Below are 22,399 nucleotides of genomic sequence, written 5' to 3' on the forward strand. Positions count from 1 at the left end.
TATCAATAAATTGCAGCAGCAACTACGCGCAAAGCTATACAAATTTACCTCAAGCAGGTTGGTAAAAATACCCAAAGCTAAAGGTGGAACAAGGCCACTAGAGGTAATGACCGTAGAAGATCTCATAGTGCTCACAGCAATGAAAATAGTCATTGAACCGATCTTCGAAGCTGATTTTCATGAATGTTCATACGGCTATAGACCGAAACGAGGAGCCAAACAAGCGAGTTTAGTGATCCGAGAAGATCTATACCAGCAGGCATGGGGCGTAGTTTAGATTGATTTTCAATCATACTTTACTAGCATCCCACACGAAAAGTTATTAAAACTTATTAGTAAGGGGTATCCAGAAAAGCTAAGCGCAACCTTGCATAGGTATTGTGATGATGCAATTTTGGTATGTCGTAAGAGTGCTAGCTTAGCGCTGGAGAAATTCACAGAATTAGCAAAGAGATTATCGCTCATTATTAACCACCAAAAGACACGAATAATGAAACTGAAAGAAGGCTTTAACTTCATAGGTTTTTACTTTGTAAAAAGAAAGAGTCCAACAAGTGGCAGAAATAGCATTTATGTATTTCCAACGAAATAATCCCAACAAAGCATCCGTAACAGACTAAAATACCTGACTTGTAGAAGAGCACCAATCAAACCTCAAGCATTCATCGAGCAAATAAAACTAGTAGTGTTAGGATGGGTTAACTATTTTAAACATACGAATGCGAGTGAAGCTTTTGTTAGATTGCAGGACTTTATTAATAACCGATTTCGCAGATACTTAACCCATAGAAGAAAAGGCCGTGGGTGTGGGTGGCAAAGCTATCCCAATAGCAAACTCTATACAATGGGGATGTTGTACATTGGTAGTGGAATGATTAAGTATCCTGAGAGAGTTGTGCAAGATTTATGAAGAAGACTGTCGGACCGCCGTATTCGGGAAAACTGAACGTACCTTGGGATGAGAAGGGAATGGGTAAACAATGAAGAATCAAGTTAGTCAGCTACTGGGAAGTGTTCTATAAACTGTGTCACATCTCCTGTTCATCTCAACGTCTCTTTTAATCTACCGGGAAAAAAGATGTCTATCTGAGATATGGTCAACGCCCAGTTTCGCAGCGGCATAGTCCATTCATCCTCGATCTTCTTTATGGCACAATATACTAATTTATACAAAGGGAGGCCGTTGTGATAGATTTCTATTATAATATTTTTAGGGTTGTTTAGACTGATTTTTGGTATTAAAGTGGTATTAATTTTATTATTTATTGATTTTCATGTACTTTTATTGCATTTTAGACAGACCATTCCCCTAAAGACCTCTTAATATGATATTTGGCGACCTGTATAAGTTATAGGCTATTGCTTCGATAACGTGTTGCGTATGAGTTTTAGCAAGTCCTATGTAGCGAGCTCCTGAGCTTCGGAATCAACTTTTAATACTTCCAAATACACGTTCTACTTTATACCTGGTTTTAGCTACCAATGTATTAAACCGTTTAGCAGTAGGTGATAAAGGATTATTTCTAGTGGCTTTCTTCTGAATAGCTGATTTTAAGGCTTTATTCTTTAATAAGGTTTCATTAGGTGATCCGCTATAGCCCTTATCTGCATATAGCCTAGTACCTACTTTTAGCTCTACTTTATCCAATAAGACTTGTAAATGAGCACTATCATGACTAGATGCTTTTGTGGTACTGACTGCTAGGACTAAGCCTTCTTTACTTTCCACAAGGATGTGACGCTTATACCCATAGTAGAGATTATCTCCTTTTTTTGTCCAACTCGCTTCTGGATCTACACCTTTTTGATAACTTTCGGCTACAGTTATAGTGCCATCTTCATGGAGATCATAGCTTTTTTTACCTTTAGGGCGCCTAGGGGTAGGCGTAATAGAGGCATCAACAACTGCACCATGTTGAACTAATACACCATGACTAGATAGTTGATCGTTAATTATTTTCAATAACCTTTCTAGGACCTGCTTCTCCGTAAGCGCAGTCCTAAACCTGCTTAATACGCTATGATCTGGAACAGAACTATCCATGGAAATACGACAAAATCTGCTGAAAGTGATACGATCATTTACTTCTTCTTCTACTTGATAGTCACTCAGAGCATACCATGTTTGAAGCAACAGCATTTTAAATAAAAGAAGCGGGCTATAAGCTGCCTTTCCTGATAAACACAAACCTTTAGGATAATACAAGAAAAGTTCTTTTTCTATTACTTTCCAAGTAATCAGCTTATTAAGCTGATCGAAAAAAGTATGCTTACACTTACGTTGACTGGCTGAAATATCTGCAAAACTTAATTGATTATTTGTTTTGACGGCCATAACAATATTATTAAAAAGCTTAAGTTTAAACGATTAAAGAATCAACCTAATTTAACCATTGTATAACACTAAAAGTCACTTTTTATAACAAAGCTTAAAACTCTATTGCAACAACCTCAAAGGGTAGCAGGCGGTTTGGCCATACAGCTGAATGGATGGCGCGCCTGAATAGGTACACGGATGAATTGCAAAAAAGGGATTAAAGCTTAAGATGATTGAACGGCTTTACTTTTAAATCCCCTTTGAATCCATTTAGGTAGTAGCATAGCGCCTAGAATCAAGTAGAGATAGAAAGTACATATACGCCATAGCAGCGCAATCAATAAAGTATAGTTACCTAACATAGGTTCAAAAAATTCCTGAAACCAGAATTCTGCAATGCCACTTCCACCTGGAGAAACAGGAACTAGCATCAGTGCCCACATGACAATCTGCCTGCCCCAAATAGCTAGGTGTTGACGCAAAGAAATAGGACAATAAGCAGCCATCAAACAATTCATTAAAATATATCGAGTCATCCAGATTAAAAGGGTACAGAGGAACATTTTACACCAAAAAAGAGAGCACTTCCCTCTAAACTCATGTGAAGTAATCATTATATCCTTGCTAAGCTGATAAGCAGGTCGACGCCATCGCTTCAAAAAACCAATACTGGTCATATGGATTAAAATGTACTTTAATAACTTGGGGTTTATAAAAATACCAATGATCATAACCAAGTTATAGAGCAAGAAAAAAGTATAGATAATAAAAAAGAAGGCTTTTATGCTACTACTTAATGGGCCTGCCATAGTAAAAATAGCTTCATATGCCCCACCCAAACCGAATGAACCAGCTAAAAGAAAGAAAAGATTATCCATAATCCCGGTTACAACGATATACGCAATAGATCTTCCTAATGATAATCCTTCTTTAGATAGGAGAAAAATGGCCACTAGGCCTCCCCCTACTACTGATGGCGTTACAGCAGTGCCAAACTCCCAAAGGATGGCAACATAAAAGCAACTCGTCCAACCCAAGCTGCTATTGCTTAAGATCCGTAACCTGTAAATATGACCCACCTCTCGCAGCAGAATGGAAAGGAAAGCTATACACAAATAGTTCCAATTGGGTTCACTTAATAATGCAACTATTTCAATTGAAATTTTACCAGACCTATAAAATAAAAATCCTGTGATGGCTAGTCCACATAATATAGGTAACCATACTTTTTTAACATTTAATGTTTTAAGTGCTTCTTGAGCATCCATATGTGTCTAATCATTAATTTAACTTGGCTCAGCTAGGTCTGTATGTGCTGTTATCCCTTTTACAGCGGGAACCCTGAAATAATTTGAATCACTTCTAGGAGCAAGCGCTAGGGCTTGGGTGTGCGAAAGTGAATTTGATGGAACATCTGGACGTAAATTAGTAGATACTAATCTAACAGATTCTTCTAAAATAACATTATGGTCGACATCGAGTTCATCTAATTGCTTTACCCAATCTACCATCGCATTTAAGTCATGGAGCATGGTGTCTCGTTCATGCAGCGGCAATTCAAGGCGACAAAGGTATACCAATTTATCTAAAAGGTCGTTATCAATGATCATGTACAAACTAAATAAAAAAGTTTTTCTGGTGCTAAAGTTACTTTATAAATTAAATAGAACAAAATAGGGACCTGCTCAGGTAAACATCGGAAAGGGGATAGAGGTCTTTTGTGTTAAGTGTGTAAATATATTTCGGGGTATATATTTGGTTTTGTCGCGTTTATTCTAAAAAATCATTATTTTAGTATCTGCAGTTAAAAAAGTAGTTATTATGTTTAATATTTCGCCCAAATTATTACCTTATTTTAAGGGCTATTGTTCTTCAGCAGAAGTCATCCTGTTATTTGTCTAGATGAAGTATTGTTTTTCCTTGAGCTATAGAGATTTGGAAGATATGATGCGTATGAGAGGCGCAAGAGTTGATCATTCTACGCTACAAAGATGGGTTATTAAGTTTGTTCCTCTTATAGATGAAGCAGTAAGCAAAAGAAAACGACCAGTTGGTGGTAGTTGGAGAATGGATGAAACCTATGTTAAACTAAACGGGAAGTGGATCTATTTATATAGAGCAGTAGATCGTTATGGTGATACAGTTAACTTTTTTCTATCTGAGCATAGAGACAAGTCTGCAGCTTTTTCTTTTTTTCGTAAGGCAATCACAGAAAATAATATTCCTAAGAAAGTAGTAATTGACAAAAGCGGTAGTAATAAAGCTGCCCTTGATACGATCAATACAGAACTTGATCAAGATCATACCATTCAAATATTTCAAAACAAATACTTGAATAATAGAGTTGAACAAGATCATAGGTTTATCAAAAAACGGCTAAAACCTATGCTTAGTTTTAAGTGTTTTAAGTCTGCAGCCATTGCACGCCGGCACAGGTGTGCAACAAATGGGGTGTAAGTCCCCTGACTCTAATTTGTCTATTTCGGGAATCTAGCAGGAGGTTGGATTTGTGGGGTGATTCACAGGTTTAAGTTACCTTTAAATGCATCTGCAAAATAGCGGGCTGCAACAAAAGTGAACCTAAATTAGCCTCGTTAAGCCGTTTAAGCGCATTTGCCGACTATCTAGTGGCTACAGGAAGGCTGATAGTAGGATGGAAAAAATAGACCATGACCATCATACAAGTGCCGGGGTGTTAGGGGTTGCACGCTATGAATGTTTCACATCGTAGTCCGGGAGATCTGATATGAATCCAGTAGGCCACTGGAAACTTTATTGTATAAGTAAAGCGAAATCAATAAGGGTGATATCAGAAGTCCGCGGGGTCTATAATACCGTTCGTATTGATTGGGAAACCACTCAAGAGGAAAGGGACCCTACTTCAGTTAACGAGTTTAAAAGAGTTGAGAATGTCTGATTGCCCTAAAGCTATGAACGGAACATTAAAAGTTCAGCAACTCCAAAGAACTCTATATCTCAAATCCAAGCAATGTAAGGAAGTCAGATTTTATAGTATATATGATAAAATTTATCTAAAAGATGTACTTTGGGAAGCTTGGCGTCAAGTCAAAGCAAATCAAGGTTCAGCAGGAATTGATGGTAAAAGCATAAGTGATATAATAGATCAAGGTGAGGCAAAGATTATCAATAAATTGCAGCAGCAACTACGCGCAAAGCTATACAAATTTACCTCAAGCAGGTTGGTAGAAATACCCAAAGCTAAAGGTGGAACAAGGCCACTAGAGGTAATGACCGTAGAAGATCTCATAGTGCTCACAGCAATGAAAATAGTCATTGAACCGATCTTCGAAGCTGATTTTCATGAATGTTCATACGGCTATAGACCGAAACGAGGAGCCAAACAAGCGAGTTTAGTGATCCGAGAAGATCTATACCAGCAGGCATGGGGCGTAGTTGAGATTGATTTTCAATCATACTTTATTAGCATCCCACATGAAAAGTTATTAAAACTTATTAGTAAAAGGATAGCAGATGGCAGTATGTTGAAGCTAATTAAACAAACCCTAACAACGTCAATAGTAAAACAAGGTAAAATTACATGCAAGAAAGTTGGAGTACCGCAAGGATCACCAATATCACCGTTGTATAGTAATATCTACCTAAATGTTATAGACCAAGTGTGGCACTCAAGGGGGTATCCAGAAAAGCTAAGCGCAACCTTGCATAGGTATTGTGATGATGCAATTTTGGTATGTCGTAAGAGTGCTAGCTTAGCGCTGGAGAAATTCACAGAATTAGTAAGGAGGTTATCGCTCATTATTAACCACCAAAAGACACGAATAACGAAACTGAAAGAAGGCTTTAACTTCATAGGTTTTTACTTTGTAAAAAGAAAGAGTCCAACAAGTGGCAGAAATAGCATTTATGTATTTCCAACGAAACAATCCCAATAAAGCATCCGTAACAGACTAAAATACCTGACTTGTAGAAAAGCACCAATCAAACCTCAAACATTCATCGAGCAAATAAAACCAGTAGTGTTAGGATGGGTTAACTATTTTAAACATACGAATTCCAGTGAAGCTTTTGTTAGATTGCAGAACTTTATTAATAACCGATTTCGCAGATACTTAACCCATAGAAGAAAAGGCCGTGGGTGTGGGTGGCAAAGCTATCCCAATAGCAAACTCTATACAATGGGGATGTTGTACATTGGTAGTGGAATGATTAACTATCCTGAGAGAGTTGTGCAAGGTTTATGAAGAAGACTGTCGGACCGCCGTATTCGGGAAAACTGAACGTACCTTGGGATGAGAAGGGAATGGGTAAACAATGAAGAATCAAGTTAGTCAGCTACTGTATTGCGAGCAATCAGAAGCAATAGATATGCTTAATTTTAAGTGGTCCAACCATTTCTTTACTCTAGACCATTGTAGAGATAGAAAACATTCCTATGATTCAAAAAGGACAAGTAATCGGAGCTAAAAATCATCTTTCTACTTTTGAGAATTTTGTTATGCTAATGGCCGAATAATAACCAATATATATCCAAAACTTCACTTAAAAGAAAAGACGTTGCTAACGAAAATATAGAAGCGACAGAACCTGGATGGATGGTTAGTTCTTGGCCAGAGAGGAATTCCACCTCTTTATTCAACCAGGTTTGTCCTGGAAAACCGATGGATATAGTTATTTTTCAGCAGATGGGGTCTTCTTTTTTGGGTTCTAGACACTGTTTCTTGTTGCATCCACTTCTGAATAGCTTTGTGGTTACCAGAGCATAATACATCTGGAACCTTTTTACCTTCAAAATTATAAGGTCGTGTATAAGCAGGTGGCGCTACTAATCCATCTTGAAAAGAGTCAGTCAGTGCAGAAGCAGCATCTGATATAACACCTGGTATAACCCGAACCATAGCATCCGCCAAGATAAGCGCAGGTAACTCGCCTCCGGAAAGCACATAGTCTCCAATACTGATTTCTAGTGTAACAAAGTGCTCACGTATGCGTTCATCTATCCCTTTATAATGGCCACACAGTAATATCAAATGCTGCTTGAGTGAACATTTGTTGACAAGGTCTTGATGCAGTAGCTCACCATCTGGGGCCATATATATGATTTCATCATAGCTTCTTTCTTTTTGAAGGGATCTAATGCAATTGGCAATGGGCTCTACCATTAACAACATACCAGCAGCTCCACCATAGGGTTGATCATCAATTTTACCATGCTTATATGGCGTATAATCTCTTAAGTTATGTATGTAGATCGAAAGCAGCTGCTGTTGCATAGCTCTTTGAAAGATAAAATGTCTAAGTGGACTTTCAAACAACTGCGGACAGCAGGTTATAATATCAAGCCTCATCCAAGTAGGAAAAACACTTCGTTAAGTTATAGACAGCTATGTAGCGAGGAGGGGAGTTGAACCCCTGACCTTCGGGTTATGAATCCGACGCTCTAAACCGCCTGAGCTACCTCGCCATACATTGCGTTTACTAGGTTATGTAGGTATAGTACTTAAATTGTTCTTATATTTAGGGTAAAGTTAGACACAAATTTACAAAAATGAGCAATATCGCTATCAAAAAAATTGATAAACTACTACTACGTACCTTTATAACGACCTTTATCCTATTACTTGCACTGGTATTATTTGTAATGGTCATACAAAGTTTTTTCTTTTTGTTTAGCACTATTGCAGGTAAAGGGTTGGGGATCAGCATCTATGCAAAGTTGTTGTTTTACTTATCTCTAAACACATTTCCTGATGCTTTTCCTATTGCGATTCTAATGACCTCTCTTATTGTTTTTGGTAATCTTTCTGAAAGCTTTGAGTTAACAGCTATGCGTTCTGTAGGTCTTTCTCTGCAACGTACCCTACGGTTGCCTTTTATTTTTATTCTTTTTTTAATCGGTGCGCTCTTTTATTTTCAGGATTACATTTATCCAAATAGCAAGCATAAAATATTTGCTTTAGTAAATGATATCTTGGAAAAAAAATCTGCTTTGTTTATTCAAGAAGGTGTTTTTTGTAATAATATACCTAGATATAGTATTCGGGTAGATAAAAAGCTAAGTGATAATGAGCATATGGAAGGGATTATGGTCTATGATTATACTAAAAGATATGGGGCGGTTGCTACAACCATTGCAGAAAAGGGTAGGCTGTACACTACACCAGATGAAGGTTACTTGGTGATGGAATTGACTAATGGGCATAATTATGTAGAATCTTTATCTGGTAAGCGCAATGATGATAAGTCTGATCAAAATCCCACTTTTTATAGAAATAATTTTTCCAAGCAAAAGGTAAGAATTAGCTTAGACGCCCTTAGGCTGGGTAGCACAAATGCTAAATTTGTACATGATCCAAGGGCAAGAACCCGCCCGCTCCTAAAAAAAATGATTGAGGAAAGATGGCAAGAAGTTTTAAATCAGGAGCAAAATAGTAAAAACTTACTTGCCAGGCAGACCATTCGGTACCATTATACAGAACAGCCTAGCACCCAATTAAACGGCCATGAGCTAAAGGGATCTGCATCGCCTGTTCAAGAAGTAACCCAAGATGCTGATTTTATATTATTTAGGGAACAGCTTGTAGAAAGAAAGTTTGATTCAAATATAGCGTGTCGTTTCCAACAGTATGGTCATACGTTACCACAACAGGTTGTGCAGGAGTCCTTGTGGCGTGTAAGAAAAATGAAAAATGCCTTAATAGCCCAAAAAGACAATAAAAACCTATTTAATAAAGCATTAAGTGAGGCTTTATATGAGAAGGAACGTCGCTTTGCATTGGCCATGCGGTGTGTCATTGTGTTTTTGCTAGCAGCTCCCTTAGGTTGCATTATTAGGCGAGGTGGCTTTGGGATCTCTGTATGTATTAGTTTCTTTTTTATACTCCTGGGGTATATTCTTTCTATATTGTGCAGAGATTGGGCGATAGCGGGTACCATCTCCACTTTTATGGGTGTTTGGCTCCCTAACTTTGTACTGTTCCCTTTTTGTTGCTTCTTTTTGGTAAAGGCTCAGCAGGGTAGAGGGTTATGTTCAATCGATTGGTACGATTTTTATATAAAGATTATAACGATCATTAAGCGCAAAATTGGTACTGTACCAGCAGTATAAGTTTATATATCTGTTCAGATCAGCGGTAAGCAAGGAATCTACCTACCATACTTTTTAAACCAAAGTGTTCTTTTTTGTAGAACTGCCAGTTACGTGCATGAACAGAACGTAGGCGTTTTGTTTTTGACAGACAACAAATCCAATTTTCATTAAAATATGATTTTTTTCTAAAAGTACATTTGGCAATGTTGATACAACATATGCGCATTCTGTTGACAGTTATATCAGCATATTTGAGCAATAGTGGTACTTTTTTGTGTACTTCCTAGCTACTTATATTGGATTCATGGAACAGCTCACAGAGAAGCATAAAAGGAAAATAATCCAGGAAGCTATTAAAGAAACGGGTTACCAGGTGGAGGCAGTAGCCAAAGGGTTGATTATTGCTCGTAATACGCTTTATAAGCGGCTGAAGGAGGCAGAATTAGAGGATTCGTTTATTATACATGTCAGCAATATCATACACTACGATTTTTCTAAGGTTTTGCCGGAGGTATATGAAAGAGTTGCAGCCAAGGTTGAAAATAACCCTAGGCGTCTTTATCTAGCTAAGTCTGGAAAACATAACGCATCTAATGAGCTCCCACATTATGGTACTGAATATAAAAATTCATGCTTTATTCAATTGCAAGCATTAAGTGGAAAATATTTGAGACTTATGGAGGATTACTGTAAGCTTTTAAAAATATTGGTGGTGTTGGCCAATAGCAGCCAATTCGTGGGCATTAAAAAAGAAATTATGGAATTCCTAAAAAATGAAGCAAAAGAAGATTAGAGAAAATACAAATAGATTATAAGCTATACCATAAAAGTCTATAAAAGTAGCATACAGATGCAAAATTTTTTCCTAAAAAAAATGTTCATGGCTCCTGTAGCTGATAGTACGTACCATTTGCTATAGCAACCGGTTTGCCTTAATTATGATTGGCTGAATGGGTGGTTAGGATGCTTCTTCTCTATAGCATTTTCAATCTTGGCCTAGCATAATAAATTTAACTTTTTCATAAGTTACAATTTTGTCATGTTAGTATATTTGTCGATCTTTATACAATATTTAAGCATATAATTAACAATTGTATTAACATATTGAAGCAAGTGTGATACTTTTTTGTTTTATTCGCAGCCATTTATAGTCCAATTATGGAACAACATAAAGGAAAAATAGTCGAGGAAGCCATTAAGAAGAGTGGCTTTCGAATGAAAGCATTGGCCAAGAAGCTAGGTATTGCCCGTAATACGCTTTACACTAGGCTCAAGGAAGCGGATATAAAGGACACATTTATTATAGAGATTGGTAAGATTATATACTATGATTTTTCTAATGATTTTCCAGGCATATATGAAAAAAATGAACCAAAAGGTAACGCTGAATCTCCTGGTTATGAACCTAAAGGAGATAGGCATGAATATATTGATGAGTCAGCCATTATTAGGGACCCACATTTTACTCAATTACAGGCATTAAATAAAAAATATTTGAAGCTGATGGAAGATTACAATAAACTTTTAAACATTTTAATTATCCTAGCTAATGATAATGAGTTAGTGGGCATTAAGCAAGAGATTATGGCATTCATAGAAAATGAGAAGCAAGAAGATTAAAATCCTTGCGGCTTGGATTGTATCTGTTCAGTCAATGGCGTCAACTTAAGGAATCCATTGATTAACAGACTCTTCTAAAAATATGATAACGTTTTGGCTTATCGACCTTATCTCGACTATATAATCGTCCAGGTCGAATTTTAACTTTAGCGCGTATACAGGCTCTATCGAATAGTGCTTGAAAGCTTTTAGCCGAGTAATTCCCCATAAGGACTTAACAGAGCTTTTGTCGCATTACACCAAATAAAACTGAAAAATTTAAGCCATATTTAGCAACCTGCTCTGGGTTCCAAGGACCTTGGACATCACCCACATGCAGTGCTCATAACGTGAGTTCGGGATTTATTTTACTGATTTACAACAATTTAATATCAATTATTTAGTTAATATTTACACCTATTTAATAAGTTTTTATATCTAATTTTATAAATATAATATATATAATAAACTGATTATCAGAATTATTTGTTATTCAACTACCTATTTAACTGTCTATAAAACAAATTTTATAAATTTTTATTAATATTGATTATCAAATGAAAAAATAATCTAATCCCGAACTCACGTTATTTTTACAATACCCTAGTGCCATACGTAGAGTGATTTACACAACAAATGCTGTTGAATCTGTAAATAGCCAATTCCGTAGAGTTACCAAAAATAAAAGGGTATTTCCTAACGATCTAGCTGTTTTTAAAACATTGTATCTAACTATTAATTACATGATTAGAAAGTGGACCATCCCTATTCATAATTGGAGTGAGGCTATGGCACATTTTTTAATTAAATTGGAAAATAGAATCTAATAAACCAAAAAATAATTTACACACTTAAGTGGACAGAGCCTATTAACAGGAATATTACGTGTTTCTAAGGACAGTATGCTATCTGGATTAAATAACCTAGAAACCTATACCATGCTAGATGAAGAATATAGTGCTCACTTTGGCTTTAGTGAAATAGAAGTTTCATCTTTATTTAAAGCAAATGGTCTTGGTACTTCCATGGAAGCAGTAAGAGATTGGTATAATGGCTACAAAGTAGGCTCTGTCCACTTAAGTGTGTAAATTATTTTTTTGGTTTTATTAGATTCTATTTTCCAATTTAATTAAAAAATGTGCCATAGCCTCGCTCCAGTTATGAATAGAGGTGGTCCATTTTCTAGTCATGTAGTTAATAGTTAGATATTAACCTGAGTTCGGGATTAGCTTGTTAAAAAATAGCTTTAAAAAGCTTCTTTGTGTTTTAAATTTGGAGATAAAAAAATACTAACCAGATTATCCAAAGGAGCCAGTTATGAATGTAGAAAAATTAGTTGAAATATATTATGCTGTTGATGAATTTCTCATAAAGTTTATGCCGTATATGGAAAAACAACTGTTAACCAACTCTAAAAGAAAACCCACTAGAACTTGTTCATTAACTTTGAGTGAAATAATGACTGTTCTTATTGCCTTTCATGTGATTGGTTTTAGAAATTTTAAGTCTTATTATATTCATTTACAGCAATTTTATTCTAGTAAATTTGGAAAGTTAGTAAGCTAGAATAGATTTGTAGAACTGATCCAAAGAACGTTAGCTCCCTTGTACTGTTTTACACAAAGTTTTTCTAAAACAAAAACAGGTTGTTATTTTATGGATGCAACAGCCATCAAGGTTTGCCATATCAAAAGAGCCTATACGCACAGGGTTTTTAAATCGATTGCTACTAAAGGTAAAACCAGCACTGGTTGGTTTTTTGGATTAAAGTTGCACTTGATAGTCAATGATTTAGGAGAAATTATGAATTTTCAACTGACCACAGGTAAAACTAATGATAGGCTTCCTGTAGAAAATTTGTGTAAACACTTCATGGGTAAAATGTTTGCCGATAAAGGTTACATAAGCAAAGATTTATTTAAAAAACTGATCGAGAAAGGCGTGGAACTCATTACCCAGATCAGAAAAAATATGAAAAATGCTTTTATGCCACTCTGGGATAAACTGATGCTTAGAAAACAATCTATAAACATGAGTTCGGGATTTATTTGACTGATTTACAACGATTTAATATCAATTATTTAGTTGATGTTTGCGCCTATTTAACAAGTTTTTATATCTAATTTTATAAATATGATATATATAATAAACTGATTACCAGAATTATTTATTATTCAACTACCTATTTAACTGTCTATAAAGCAAATTTTATAAATTTTCATTGATATTGACTATAAAATGAAAAAATAATCTAATCCCGAACTCACGTTTATAGCTTGATATAAGTAACTTCTTAGCAGTTAAGAGAAGACTTTTAGAAGCATCTTAAAGCGCTCTTGTTTGAGATTAATGAACCAAATAATTATAAAAATTTCTACGATCAGATTTGTTTTTTAACATAGTTCGTATATAGTTACTTGTTGGATAAATATTGGGTCAACGCTGGTACAACAAAACAGGTGCATGTACCTAAATCGAATCAAGTTTGGAGTGGGGATATAAACGTGAGTTCGGGATTTATTTGACTGATTTACAACAATTTAATATCAATTATTTAGTTAATATTTGCACCTATTTAACAAGTTTTTATATCTAATTCTATAAATATAATATATATAATAAATTGATTATCAGAATTATTTGTTATTCAACTACCTATTTAACTGTCTATAAAACAAATTTTATAAATTTTTATTAATATTGATTATCAAATGAAAAAATAATATAATCCCGAACTCACGTTATTACTTATATTCGCACCAGTATTGGGTTTATCTACCTCTCAGCTATTATAGATTGGCACAGTAAAGCCATATTGAGTTATAAGGTATCCAATACTATGGATACAACGCTTGTAATAGATACCTTGCAAGAGGCACTGAGTAAATATCCTCCACCAGAATGCTTTAATAGTGATCAAGGCAGTCAATATACTAGTCATAAGCATACAGACTTATTAAAAAGGCATAATATTCAAATTTCTATGAATGGCAGAGGTAGAAGCATTGATAATATTGTAATGGAAAGATTTTTTACAACCCTAAAATATAATTCCATATTTATCAATGATTTTAAAAATATTAAAGTGTTAAAAGAGGGAATTAACAGGTACATTACTAAATACAATTACCAAAGGTTTCATTCTAGTATTAACTATCAAAAACCTATGAACGTTCATCTTAACCATGTAAAATTGGTAGACTAGCAAATGGGAAAAAATAGAAAATAAAATTAAGAAAAAGATATCCGAATAAATCGGTCCGGTATACCTCTTGTTATATATTTCCGCTGCGGAACTGATTATAGGAGCCTTTTGGACGCAGTTTCTCCTATTAAGTTTTTTCCTTTTTTGTAAATTAGCACAGCTTTATCTTTTCAGATCAGTGGTAAAAAGGAATGTATATGCTACTTTTTGTTTGATCAAAAAGTAGCCAAAAAATCAAGCTCTGTGCAAAAGTTGCTGCAAGCACACTGGGAAAAACAAAAGCCGCCATGTGGCCCCCATTAAACTGTTTTTCTGCTCAACTGTAGGGTACGCTTTCTAATGGAAGCTTTTTACAATGGGCGTTTTTTCTTGCTTTTGGGTAGTGTGGTCAGAAGGCTGAGCGGATACTTTTGCAGGTGCTATATACGTGAGTTCGGGATTAGATTATTTTTTCATTTGATAATCAATATTAATGAAAATTTATAAAATTTGTTTTATTAGACAGTTAAATAGGTAGTTGAATAACAAATAATTCTGGTAATCAGTTTATTATATTTATAAAATTAGATATAAAAACTTGTTAAATAGGTGCAAATATTAACTAAATAATTGATATTAAATTGTTGTAAATCAGTCAAATAAATCCCGAACTCACGTTATATGTGTAAACAGCAAAATAATGCATAGGACGCCTCAATACTAAAAATTTTGGGCGGGTTCACCAAAAAATAAATAGTTTATGTCTGATCATCTGATTGTTGCTCCATATGTTTCATGGCTGAACCATATTACTACAAAACTTTTTCCCCAACAATTTTCTAAGCGATATCTGGTACTTTTAATCGCCTTAAGCAGTGGTTTTTTTTACTTATCCTGGTGTTCTTTTTGGTTTGGTTGCTTGTTATGCGTAGCGATTGTGCCTATGCTATGTATGATCAAACTGCTCATCATAGTACCCCCAAAAAAAATTTTTTGCTTGGCCTCCATTGTGTTAACCCTATTGCTTTGGAATACACTAACGATTTGGTGGATTTATAAAGCTGCGTTTGAAGGTTTTCTCTTTGCAGCATGTTATAATACAGGTTGTCTTGCTTTACCTTGGTTTTTGTATTATTACATGCGAAAATGGGGTGGTCTATATATAGGCTATCTAGGATTGGTGACCAGTTGGCTTACCTTAGAGCATGTACACCTCTCCTGGGAATATTGGGAACTTACCTTTCCTTGGCTCAACTTAGGCAATGGATTGGCCGCATTACCCTGGTGGATTCAATGGTATGAATATACTGGTATACTCGGGGGATCCCTTTGGATTTTGATGGCCAATATCTTGCTCTATCACTTGCTGTTTGAAAAAGCACACCCCTTCCTATTAAAGGGATTTTTGGGTTGGGTACTACTACCCATATCTATAAGCTTAATGATTTATTATTCCTATAAAGAAAAAGGAATTCATGTAGAGGCAGTGGTGATCCAACCCAATTTTGATAGCTATACCGAGAAAGATTATACCTCTCCATACTTTGTGCCCTATACGCGCCAGATAGATCGGTTATTGACCCTTTCTAAGCAGCAGCTTACACCAGCGACTTGTTTAGTAGTGTGGCCTGAATCCGCCATTGACTTCTGCTTAGAAGAAGTAAGGGTTCGTGACTATCTATTGATGCAGCCTATATTCCAGTTTCTCGAAACCTATGCTTCTTTAAACCTTATAACCGGTTCTAGTTCCTTTTGTGTGTATGGTCCAATGAAAGCTACCCAAACGGCTCAAAAAAGAAGGGGACAGTATATGGACTACTTTAATAGTGTTTTGTATTTAAAGGCTGGACGAACAATAGATATATACCATAAGGTAAAAAGATTGCCAGGTGGAGAATATATCCCCTACTTCCATCTTTTGCCAGAAAAGGCATTGGTTTGGCTGAAGCAAAGATTTGCCGATATTGGGGATATAGATCCTTGTTTGGGTAAGGGAAATGGCGCTAAAGTTTTTGAAATAAATCATTACATAAAGGTTGCACCGATTATTTGTTATGAATTGCTGTATGGCGCTTTTGTAGGTAGCAGTGTTCAAAAAGGAGCAAATCTTTTTGCGGTAGTGACCAATGATGGTTGGTGGGGTGATACTCCTGTATACCACCAGTTTTTTCAATATAGTCGCTTGCTAGCTATAGCCCATCGAAAGAGCGTGATGCGTGCAGCCAATACCGGTATTTCTGGATTTATCAACCAGCGTGGAGAGGTAATAGCTTCAACCAACCGGTTAGAAGCCGCTGCTATGCGAGCAGTAGTATGCGCCAATAATCAAATAACTTTTTATAGCTTATATGGCGATTATATCGGTCGTATCGCCTCATGGGCTTGTTTGCTATTATTGTGTAGAGTATACATGGTTCGATTACGACAAAAGAAGGAATTTGTTTCTTAATAAAAAAGTAGCCAAAAAATCAAGCTCTCATACAAAAAGTTGCTGTAAGTGTACCCTTGATGGAAAATCAGCATCCACCCTACAGACCGAACTAAACTGATTTTCTAATCAGCTTTAAGCATACCTTTTCTATTCGCAACTTTTTACAAGGAGACGTTTGTTATTTCGTAACATTTCCATGCTGCTGAATGGATACTGAAAAAGAGTTGCATAGATATCATAGATCGATTAAAATGCACAAATGAATAAGGATACTCTATCAACGTGAGTTCGGGATTAGATTATTTTTTCATTTGATAATCAATATCAATGAAAATTTATAAAATTTGTTTTATTAGACAGTTAAATAGGTAGTTGAATAACAAATAATTCTGGTAATCAGTTTATTATATATATTATATTTATAAAATTAGATATAAAAACTTATTAAATAGGTGCAAATATTAACTAAATAATTGATATTAAATTGTTGTAAATCAGTAAAATAAATCCAGAACTCACGTTATCAAGTTAAAATAAAATATTTTATTAAGGCCACCTTGTGCTTGCTCTATTTTTAGAGTAGATTTGTAGGTGGGTAACTATAAAGTACCCATTGTAAATTACAAACTAAAAAAGTGTATGATTGTTGTAGAAATAAAAGACAACGAAGGCGTGGATAGAGCGCTAAAAAGATTTAAAAAGAAAGTAGAGCGTGTAGGTATACTAAAAGAAGCCAGGAAGCGTATGGCTTATACGAAACCGACGGTGCGTAGAAAAGTTCAAAAGTTGAAAGCAATGTATAAATATCGGATGCTATATGGCAATAATGGGTAGAGATAGCAACTGGTTTTGCTTGCAGTTCTGTTCAGGCAATGGTGTCAACTTAAGGAAAATATGAGTAATGGCTACAAGGCATAGCATAAGGTGAAAGGCAAAACAGTATCCTTACAGCCACTGAGTAATGTTGTGCAAACCGCCCCTTGTAATAAAGCTGCGATCAGAAAGTGCACCTTACAGCTGAACAGAAAAATAGCCTATGTGAAGCCCGCGTAGCGGTCAAGTTCTGTTTTTCCCAGTGTGCTTTCAGCAGCCTTTTACGCAAGGCTTGATTTTTTGGTTACTTTCTTATCAAGAAAAAAGTGGCATACAAATTTCTTATGGACAATCAATCATTCCTTGCTCTTTTTGAGGCCTATTTAACGTCAGAAAGAAGAGCCAGTCCACATACCGTTGTAGCCTATAAGACAGATTTACATCAATTTGTAGACTATCTGTCCGGGCTGGCCCCTGCAAAAATAGTGACGGAGGTGACCGCACAGGATCTACGCGGTTGGATGATGGCTTTAGCTAAAATAGCGCTTACCCATCGTTCTATCAATAGAAAAATGGCTGCGCTACGTATCTTCTATGCTTTTTTACAAAAAAGAGCATTTATGATGGGTCATCCTACGGATGCACTTAAAAGCCTAAAAGGGAAAAAAAGGTTGCCTATCTTCTTTCAAGAAAAAGAGCTCTTGGCGTGCTTAGACCCATATCTATTTCCGGTTAACTTTTCTGGGTTGCGTGATCAGTTAATTTTAGAGTTGCTATATGGGACAGGTATGCGCTTAGCTGAACTTATAGCGCTTTGCCAAACAGATATCAATCTTGCAGATGGAACTGTTAAAGTAGTAGGGAAGCGTGATAAAGCGCGTATCATTCCTTTCCCAAGGCCATTAAAGCAGTCAATAGCCGCTTATTTGCTGGAAAAAGAAAAATTAGGTTATCACCTTACTCCCCCACTCATCGTAACCGATGCTGGAAGACCCTGTTATCCTATGTTTATTTATCGAGTCCAAGAAGTATTTCGCATCCACTACGCGTGCCAGTCAGCATAGCCCGCATATATTACGCCATACCTTTGCCACACACTTGTTGGATAGAGGAGCTGACTTACAGGCTATTAAAGAATTATTAGGTCATGCAAGTTTGGCAGCTACCCAAGTTTATACCCATAATTCTTTAACTAGATTAAAAGAAGTATTCCAAAAAGCCCACCCTAGGGCAGAAGAAGGCGTATAAAATAAGGTTGCCTTTAGGGATAGGGCCTAAAGTTTTGTAGATTACACCTAAAATATATTGGTCAAGTTATTTGTGCGTTTTGTATTAAATTTAATCAACTGTTTAGTTACGCGATTATAGAAGCTTATGCTCGTTTTATATGCTTTAAGAGAGGCCTATCAGAACCTTAAAACCCATGCATCTCGAACCCTTGCTATGAGTTTTGGTGTATTGTGGGCTATTTTTGTGCTGGTATTGCTGTTAGGTATTGGAAATGGGTTTCACAATGGTGTTTCCGAAGCATTTGCAAAGTACGGCGCAAAAACCATGATTATTTGGGGAGGTAGAAGTGCTGGTGGCCATCACCCTATTCCACTAGGAATGGCTGCAAACTTATCTGATCCATTTAGTGCTATTCAACATGTTAGTCCTATATTACGGCATAACAGCCCGGTAAGGTATGCAACTAAAAAGGTCACTGTATCGATTTTGGGATGTGATCCTTGCTATGCCTTATTAACCCATTTACCCATACAGGAAGGACGTTTTTTTACAGCACGTGATAAAGTAGCAGTAAATAATATTTGTGTCGTGGGTATAAACATCAAGGAAAAATTATTTGGGGAAGCCTCTGCTATTGGGCAATATATTTTTTTGGGAGATAGTGGCCTGCAAGTAGTGGGTGTATTAGATAGAGATGTTAATTTCTATAACGAACCTAATGCTATATTGCTTACAAATGGTTTGTTTAAACAATTATTTCCTAAGCGTAGTGATTATGTAGATTCTATTCGCCTTACACTGCTGCCAACTGTTCGTGAGGAAGTGGTGGAAGCACAATTCCGTTCTTATTTTGCGCGCCACTTAAATTTTGATGTTAAAGATACAAAAGGGCTTGGTCTATTTAGTCTTGCCAAACATGCTGCTCAATTTGATAATTTTTTTAAAAATATATCTATTTTTAATACCATTATAGGCATATGTCTACTCATAACAGGTATGGTAGGTATTAGCAATATGATGCTAGTGACCATTCAAGAAAGAATACAAGAAATGGCGATTAGAAAAGTATTGGGGAGTCGTTCTATAGAAATTGTAGCCATGATTTTATGTGAAGTAGCTATAGTAACCCTTGTGGCGGGCATTATTGGCTTTACAGCAGGCTTTTCCCTTATGCAATTGTTAAATACATGGGTAGTCCCATTATGCAAGGCCTATCATCTATCTAATTTAACCTGTCCCCCTTCGTTTATCTTTGGTGGAATGGGACTGATCGCTTTAACCAGCTGTTTGGCTGGGATTATACCGGCTATCAGGGCTGTACACATAAAGCCTGTGGAGGCATTGGGTAGTAAGTAATAGAATCGAGTTACTTGGTTTCGTATGATAGGGCCTTTATGCTAGGTAAACCTATTGTATATATACATATATGTTTGGATATCAGTGGTTTTTAGAAGTTTTTTGTAGCTTAAAAGCGCATAGAATCAGGACGGTTTTTACCGGCTTTGGCGTGATGTGGGCGATGCTGATCTTGCTGCTTTTACAAGGGGCGGGTGCTGGGTTCTATAATGGTATGGTTAAAAGATTTCAAAGTTATAGCAACCGTTTTATGTCCATTCATGCAGGTTACAGGTCGACTGGTACGGTGCACTTGACAGAAACACTGACAGAGGATCTTGCTAGGAATTTGAATGCGTTTGAACAAATTATGCCTGTGTTTCGAACCGATCGTTCCGTTGCTTATGCGCAAGTCGTACATAAAAGCAGTATACTAGGCGTGCGTGTTGGGTATAGAAAGATCAAACATTTGGAACTTGTAGAGGGCCGTTTTTTCACTGAACGTGATGTAGCACAAAAGCTGCCGGTTTGTATACTAGGCTTGAAAACGAAAACCGCTCTTTTTGATAAGCAATCAGCAGTTGGCCAGCCCATCACAGTAGATGGCACTGTGGTTGGTGTGATTGGTGTATTAGAAGCAACCGATGGGATGGATGATGATACAATCATTATTTCAAGCAGTTTATTCAAAGCATTGTTTCCCCAAAATGTTGAAAGGGTTGATACCATAATGGCCACCCTAACACCCAACCAAAACCCTATACAGGTAGCAAAAAAGGCTCGGGCCTATTTAGCCAGGTGTCTCAATTTTGAGCGGCAAGATACACAGGCATTGCAGATCAATAGTTCATCTAAACGCGCTAGACCTTTTCAAATACTGTTTAGGGTGATGCAGGGGTTTATTTGGTTGGTCAGTCTCTGTTTTTTGGTTAGTGGCGTGGTTGGTGTAGGTAATATGATGCTAGTTGTGGTGAAGGAGCGTAGACAAGAACTGGCGATTCGTAAGGTGGTCGGTGCTACATCAGGCCATATTATGGGTTTAATTTTACTGGAATCGATTGTCATTAATTTGATTTCTGGTATCTTAGGTCTGGGCATTGGCATCAGTATGCTCCAATGGATGAATAGCTATCTGCTTCCTATTATTGAAAAGCATGGTATCGCTCGTTTTGAATTCCAATTTCCTATGGTGGTATATGCCTTAGTCTTTTTGGTGCTGTCTGGTTGTTTAGCAGGCATTATCCCTGCAAAAAGGGCATTGTGTATTAAACCAGTAGATGCTTTAAATAATGAATAAAAATGCGTACAATAGCCAAATTTATTTTAACCACTGGTATAATCACTGGAGGCGTTTTTACTTATTCCAAAGTATATAAAGCACAATGGGGCAGGCTAGACGCGCTAGCCTTTTGGAAGAAGTTAGATCAAGTAAACGTTCCAACCACGGTGCCCACTCGTAGGACTATTCTTCGAAAAAAAGTTTTTTCTGGTAGCCTAATACCCCATAAAGAAATTAAATTAGCAGCCCATGTTACGGGCATTGTAGATAAATTATTCGTGTGTCTAGGTGATTATGTACAACAAGGCGCAGTGATTGCCCGTATTAAAATACAGCCTAATCCGAAAGAGGTTGCGGCTGCAGAAAGCGAGTTACGTTTGGCCGCTATTGACCTTAGTCAAGCCAGAGCCAAATATTTAAGAAACAAACAACTGTTTAGTAAAAAGATGCTGGCTAAGGAAGCCTATGAAACTTCTTTAGCGGTCTTGGAGCAAACCAAAGAAAAATGCTCTGCAGCCCAGAAGAAGTTGGAACTCAGTAAGCATGGCTATACTACAGAAAAAGGAGCAGGTGTCAACATTGTTAAAGCCACTACAAAAGGGACTATCTTAGACTTACCTGTTAGGGAGGGCAGTATGGTGCAGGCAGTTAGTGAAAAAGCTTCTGGCACCACAGTGGCCCTTATTGGGGATATGGATCATTTTTTGTTTTCAGCTAAGGTAAGTGAACTAGATGTGGTCCATTTAACCAAAGGGATGACCTTTACGGCCTCATTAAATGCTTTGAGTGGCGAAAAACTGCAAGTCACTTTAACTAAAATTTCACCAAAAGCCAGTGAAGAGGAATTAAAAAAAGGAGAAATTAAATTTGCAATAGAAGGAATTATACAAAAACCGAAAAAAACCAAGGTTATTTTACGTGCAGGTTATGTAGCGCTTGCAGAGATCATTCTAGAGCAAGTAAAGGATGTGTTGGCTGTTCCAGAAAGCATGATTCAAATGAAAGGAACAACCTATTTCGTAAAATGTTTACATGAAGGTAAAGTTGTTCAAAAAAAGGTGGCATTAGGGCTATCAGATGGTATGTATGTCGAGGTAAAAGAAGGTCTTACAGAAGCGGACCACTTAATTGTAGAAACGTAG

At 36.5% G+C, this 22,399-nt stretch carries 19 protein-coding genes, 1 tRNA gene and 8 pseudogenes; 21 read left to right on the forward strand and 7 right to left on the reverse strand.

Features of this window, described 5'->3' with window-relative positions:
- Positions 1–10: 10 nt before the first annotated feature.
- The 3 genes from NBW36_RS02020 to NBW36_RS02030 all read left to right on the forward strand — a co-directional run bounded on the left by NBW36_RS02020 (position 11) and on the right by NBW36_RS02030 (position 910).
- Positions 11–277, forward strand: a complete 267-nt coding sequence (locus NBW36_RS02020; RefSeq protein ID WP_250238805.1) for a reverse transcriptase family protein — start codon at positions 11–13, stop codon at positions 275–277.
- A 117-nt stretch (positions 278–394) separates the two neighbouring features.
- Positions 395–592: a hypothetical protein gene (locus tag NBW36_RS02025; protein WP_250238808.1), complete on the forward strand. Its 198-nt coding sequence runs from the start codon at positions 395–397 to the stop codon at positions 590–592.
- 12 nt (positions 593–604) lie between these two features.
- The gene (locus NBW36_RS02030; RefSeq protein WP_256465604.1) at positions 605–910 is read left to right on the forward strand and encodes a group II intron maturase-specific domain-containing protein; all 306 of its coding nucleotides are present in this window, start codon (positions 605–607) and stop codon (positions 908–910) included.
- Positions 911–1,041: 131 nt separating this feature from the next.
- Here NBW36_RS02030 and NBW36_RS05455 read toward each other — a convergent pair.
- From NBW36_RS05455 to gatC, 4 genes and pseudogenes are all read right to left on the reverse strand, one after another.
- Positions 1,042–1,173: pseudogene (locus NBW36_RS05455) on the reverse strand (IS256 family transposase); the annotation flags it as partial.
- Between the two features lie 136 nt (positions 1,174–1,309).
- Positions 1,310–2,335: pseudogene (locus tag NBW36_RS02035) on the reverse strand (IS5 family transposase).
- A 206-nt stretch (positions 2,336–2,541) separates the two neighbouring features.
- Positions 2,542–3,585 carry a lysylphosphatidylglycerol synthase transmembrane domain-containing protein gene (locus tag NBW36_RS02040; RefSeq protein WP_250238811.1) on the reverse strand — a complete coding sequence of 348 codons (1,044 nt, stop codon included), beginning with the start codon at positions 3,583–3,585 and terminating at the stop codon, positions 2,542–2,544.
- Between the two features lie 18 nt (positions 3,586–3,603).
- Complete coding sequence (gene gatC, locus NBW36_RS02045) at positions 3,604–3,927, reverse strand: Asp-tRNA(Asn)/Glu-tRNA(Gln) amidotransferase subunit GatC (protein ID WP_250238814.1); 324 nt, start codon at positions 3,925–3,927, stop codon at positions 3,604–3,606.
- 211 nt (positions 3,928–4,138) lie between these two features.
- Between gatC and NBW36_RS02050 the strand changes: the two are divergent.
- From NBW36_RS02050 to NBW36_RS02065, 4 genes and pseudogenes are all read left to right on the forward strand, one after another.
- A pseudogene (locus tag NBW36_RS02050) lies at positions 4,139–4,738 on the forward strand (IS6 family transposase); the annotation flags it as partial.
- A 488-nt stretch (positions 4,739–5,226) separates the two neighbouring features.
- Complete coding sequence (locus tag NBW36_RS02055) at positions 5,227–6,231, forward strand: reverse transcriptase domain-containing protein (protein WP_250238817.1); 1,005 nt, start codon at positions 5,227–5,229, stop codon at positions 6,229–6,231.
- A 3-nt stretch (positions 6,232–6,234) separates the two neighbouring features.
- Positions 6,235–6,540, forward strand: coding sequence for a group II intron maturase-specific domain-containing protein (locus NBW36_RS02060; protein ID WP_256465605.1), 306 nt, complete (start codon positions 6,235–6,237; stop codon positions 6,538–6,540).
- Between the two features lie 164 nt (positions 6,541–6,704).
- Positions 6,705–6,812, forward strand: a pseudogene (locus NBW36_RS02065) (IS6 family transposase); the annotation flags it as partial.
- Between the two features lie 115 nt (positions 6,813–6,927).
- On the opposite strand, the gene trmD reads toward NBW36_RS02065, so the two are convergent.
- Together trmD and NBW36_RS02075 are read right to left on the reverse strand one after the other, a co-directional pair.
- The gene (gene trmD / locus NBW36_RS02070) at positions 6,928–7,644 is read right to left on the reverse strand and encodes a tRNA (guanosine(37)-N1)-methyltransferase TrmD (protein ID WP_250238821.1); all 717 of its coding nucleotides are present in this window, start codon (positions 7,642–7,644) and stop codon (positions 6,928–6,930) included.
- A gap of 41 nt (positions 7,645–7,685) precedes the next feature.
- Positions 7,686–7,760, reverse strand: a tRNA-Met gene (locus tag NBW36_RS02075).
- A gap of 84 nt (positions 7,761–7,844) precedes the next feature.
- On the opposite strand from NBW36_RS02075, the gene NBW36_RS02080 reads away from it, so the two are divergent.
- The 3 genes from NBW36_RS02080 (at position 7,845) to NBW36_RS02090 (ending at position 11,006) form a co-directional block, all read left to right on the forward strand.
- Positions 7,845–9,404, forward strand: a complete 1,560-nt coding sequence (locus tag NBW36_RS02080; RefSeq protein WP_250238823.1) for an LptF/LptG family permease — start codon at positions 7,845–7,847, stop codon at positions 9,402–9,404.
- A 286-nt stretch (positions 9,405–9,690) separates the two neighbouring features.
- Positions 9,691–10,179, forward strand: coding sequence for a helix-turn-helix domain-containing protein (locus NBW36_RS02085; RefSeq protein ID WP_250238826.1), 489 nt, complete (start codon positions 9,691–9,693; stop codon positions 10,177–10,179).
- A gap of 365 nt (positions 10,180–10,544) precedes the next feature.
- Positions 10,545–11,006: a helix-turn-helix domain-containing protein gene (locus NBW36_RS02090; protein WP_250238828.1), complete on the forward strand. Its 462-nt coding sequence runs from the start codon at positions 10,545–10,547 to the stop codon at positions 11,004–11,006.
- A gap of 61 nt (positions 11,007–11,067) precedes the next feature.
- Here the strand turns inward: NBW36_RS02090 and NBW36_RS02095 are convergent.
- A pseudogene (locus tag NBW36_RS02095) lies at positions 11,068–11,328 on the reverse strand (IS4-like element ISWosp8 family transposase); the annotation flags it as partial.
- Positions 11,329–11,578: 250 nt separating this feature from the next.
- Here NBW36_RS02095 and NBW36_RS02100 point away from each other — a divergent pair.
- The 11 genes and pseudogenes from NBW36_RS02100 to NBW36_RS02145 form a co-directional block, all read left to right on the forward strand.
- A pseudogene (locus NBW36_RS02100) lies at positions 11,579–11,812 on the forward strand (transposase); the annotation flags it as partial.
- A 75-nt stretch (positions 11,813–11,887) separates the two neighbouring features.
- Positions 11,888–12,073, forward strand: coding sequence for an AAA family ATPase (locus NBW36_RS02105; protein WP_250238833.1), 186 nt, complete (start codon positions 11,888–11,890; stop codon positions 12,071–12,073).
- Between the two features lie 229 nt (positions 12,074–12,302).
- A pseudogene (locus NBW36_RS02110) lies at positions 12,303–13,013 on the forward strand (IS982 family transposase); the annotation flags it as partial.
- A gap of 715 nt (positions 13,014–13,728) precedes the next feature.
- Positions 13,729–14,190: pseudogene (locus NBW36_RS02115) on the forward strand (IS3 family transposase); the annotation flags it as partial.
- 739 nt (positions 14,191–14,929) lie between these two features.
- Positions 14,930–16,618, forward strand: coding sequence for an apolipoprotein N-acyltransferase (gene lnt, locus NBW36_RS02120; RefSeq protein WP_250238850.1), 1,689 nt, complete (start codon positions 14,930–14,932; stop codon positions 16,616–16,618).
- 621 nt (positions 16,619–17,239) lie between these two features.
- Entirely contained in the window at positions 17,240–17,434 is a 195-nt protein-coding gene (rpsU, locus tag NBW36_RS02125) for a 30S ribosomal protein S21 (RefSeq protein WP_250239084.1), read from the forward strand.
- A gap of 305 nt (positions 17,435–17,739) precedes the next feature.
- Positions 17,740–18,477, forward strand: coding sequence for a site-specific integrase (locus tag NBW36_RS02130; protein WP_252393349.1), 738 nt, complete (start codon positions 17,740–17,742; stop codon positions 18,475–18,477).
- A gap of 34 nt (positions 18,478–18,511) precedes the next feature.
- Entirely contained in the window at positions 18,512–18,661 is a 150-nt protein-coding gene (locus NBW36_RS05410; RefSeq protein ID WP_252393350.1) for a tyrosine-type recombinase/integrase, read from the forward strand.
- A gap of 126 nt (positions 18,662–18,787) precedes the next feature.
- Positions 18,788–19,999, forward strand: coding sequence for an ABC transporter permease (locus NBW36_RS02135; protein ID WP_250238852.1), 1,212 nt, complete (start codon positions 18,788–18,790; stop codon positions 19,997–19,999).
- A gap of 70 nt (positions 20,000–20,069) precedes the next feature.
- On the forward strand, positions 20,070–21,275 hold the full coding sequence (locus NBW36_RS02140) for an ABC transporter permease (RefSeq protein WP_256465596.1): 1,206 nt from the start codon (positions 20,070–20,072) through the stop codon (positions 21,273–21,275).
- A 2-nt stretch (positions 21,276–21,277) separates the two neighbouring features.
- A complete protein-coding gene (locus NBW36_RS02145; RefSeq protein ID WP_250238856.1) occupies positions 21,278–22,399 on the forward strand; it encodes an efflux RND transporter periplasmic adaptor subunit in 1,122 nt (373 codons plus the stop codon).

Origin of the sequence: Cardinium endosymbiont of Oedothorax gibbosus, from assembly GCF_936981045.1 — a bacterium.
Taxonomy (GTDB): Bacteria; Bacteroidota; Bacteroidia; order Cytophagales; family Amoebophilaceae; genus Cardinium.

Bases quoted from the DNA above. Each gene is read 5' to 3' on its own strand.
- NBW36_RS02135 (WP_250238852.1), top strand. From the start codon at position 18,788: ATGCTCGTTTTATATGCTTTAAGAGAGGCCTATCAGAACCTTAAAACC.
- rpsU (WP_250239084.1), top strand. From the start codon at position 17,240: ATGATTGTTGTAGAAATAAAAGACAACGAAGGCGTGGATAGAGCGCTA.
- NBW36_RS02145 (WP_250238856.1), top strand. From the start codon at position 21,278: ATGCGTACAATAGCCAAATTTATTTTAACCACTGGTATAATCACTGGA.
- NBW36_RS02055 (WP_250238817.1), top strand. From the start codon at position 5,227: ATGTCTGATTGCCCTAAAGCTATGAACGGAACATTAAAAGTTCAGCAA.
- NBW36_RS02080 (WP_250238823.1), top strand. From the start codon at position 7,845: ATGAGCAATATCGCTATCAAAAAAATTGATAAACTACTACTACGTACC.
- trmD (WP_250238821.1), bottom strand. From the start codon at position 7,644: ATGAGGCTTGATATTATAACCTGCTGTCCGCAGTTGTTTGAAAGTCCA.
- NBW36_RS02140 (WP_256465596.1), top strand. From the start codon at position 20,070: ATGTTTGGATATCAGTGGTTTTTAGAAGTTTTTTGTAGCTTAAAAGCG.
- lnt (WP_250238850.1), top strand. From the start codon at position 14,930: ATGTCTGATCATCTGATTGTTGCTCCATATGTTTCATGGCTGAACCAT.
- NBW36_RS02085 (WP_250238826.1), top strand. From the start codon at position 9,691: ATGGAACAGCTCACAGAGAAGCATAAAAGGAAAATAATCCAGGAAGCT.
- NBW36_RS02105 (WP_250238833.1), top strand. From the start codon at position 11,888: ATGCTATCTGGATTAAATAACCTAGAAACCTATACCATGCTAGATGAA.
- NBW36_RS02090 (WP_250238828.1), top strand. From the start codon at position 10,545: ATGGAACAACATAAAGGAAAAATAGTCGAGGAAGCCATTAAGAAGAGT.
- NBW36_RS02040 (WP_250238811.1), bottom strand. From the start codon at position 3,585: ATGGATGCTCAAGAAGCACTTAAAACATTAAATGTTAAAAAAGTATGG.
- gatC (WP_250238814.1), bottom strand. From the start codon at position 3,927: ATGATCATTGATAACGACCTTTTAGATAAATTGGTATACCTTTGTCGC.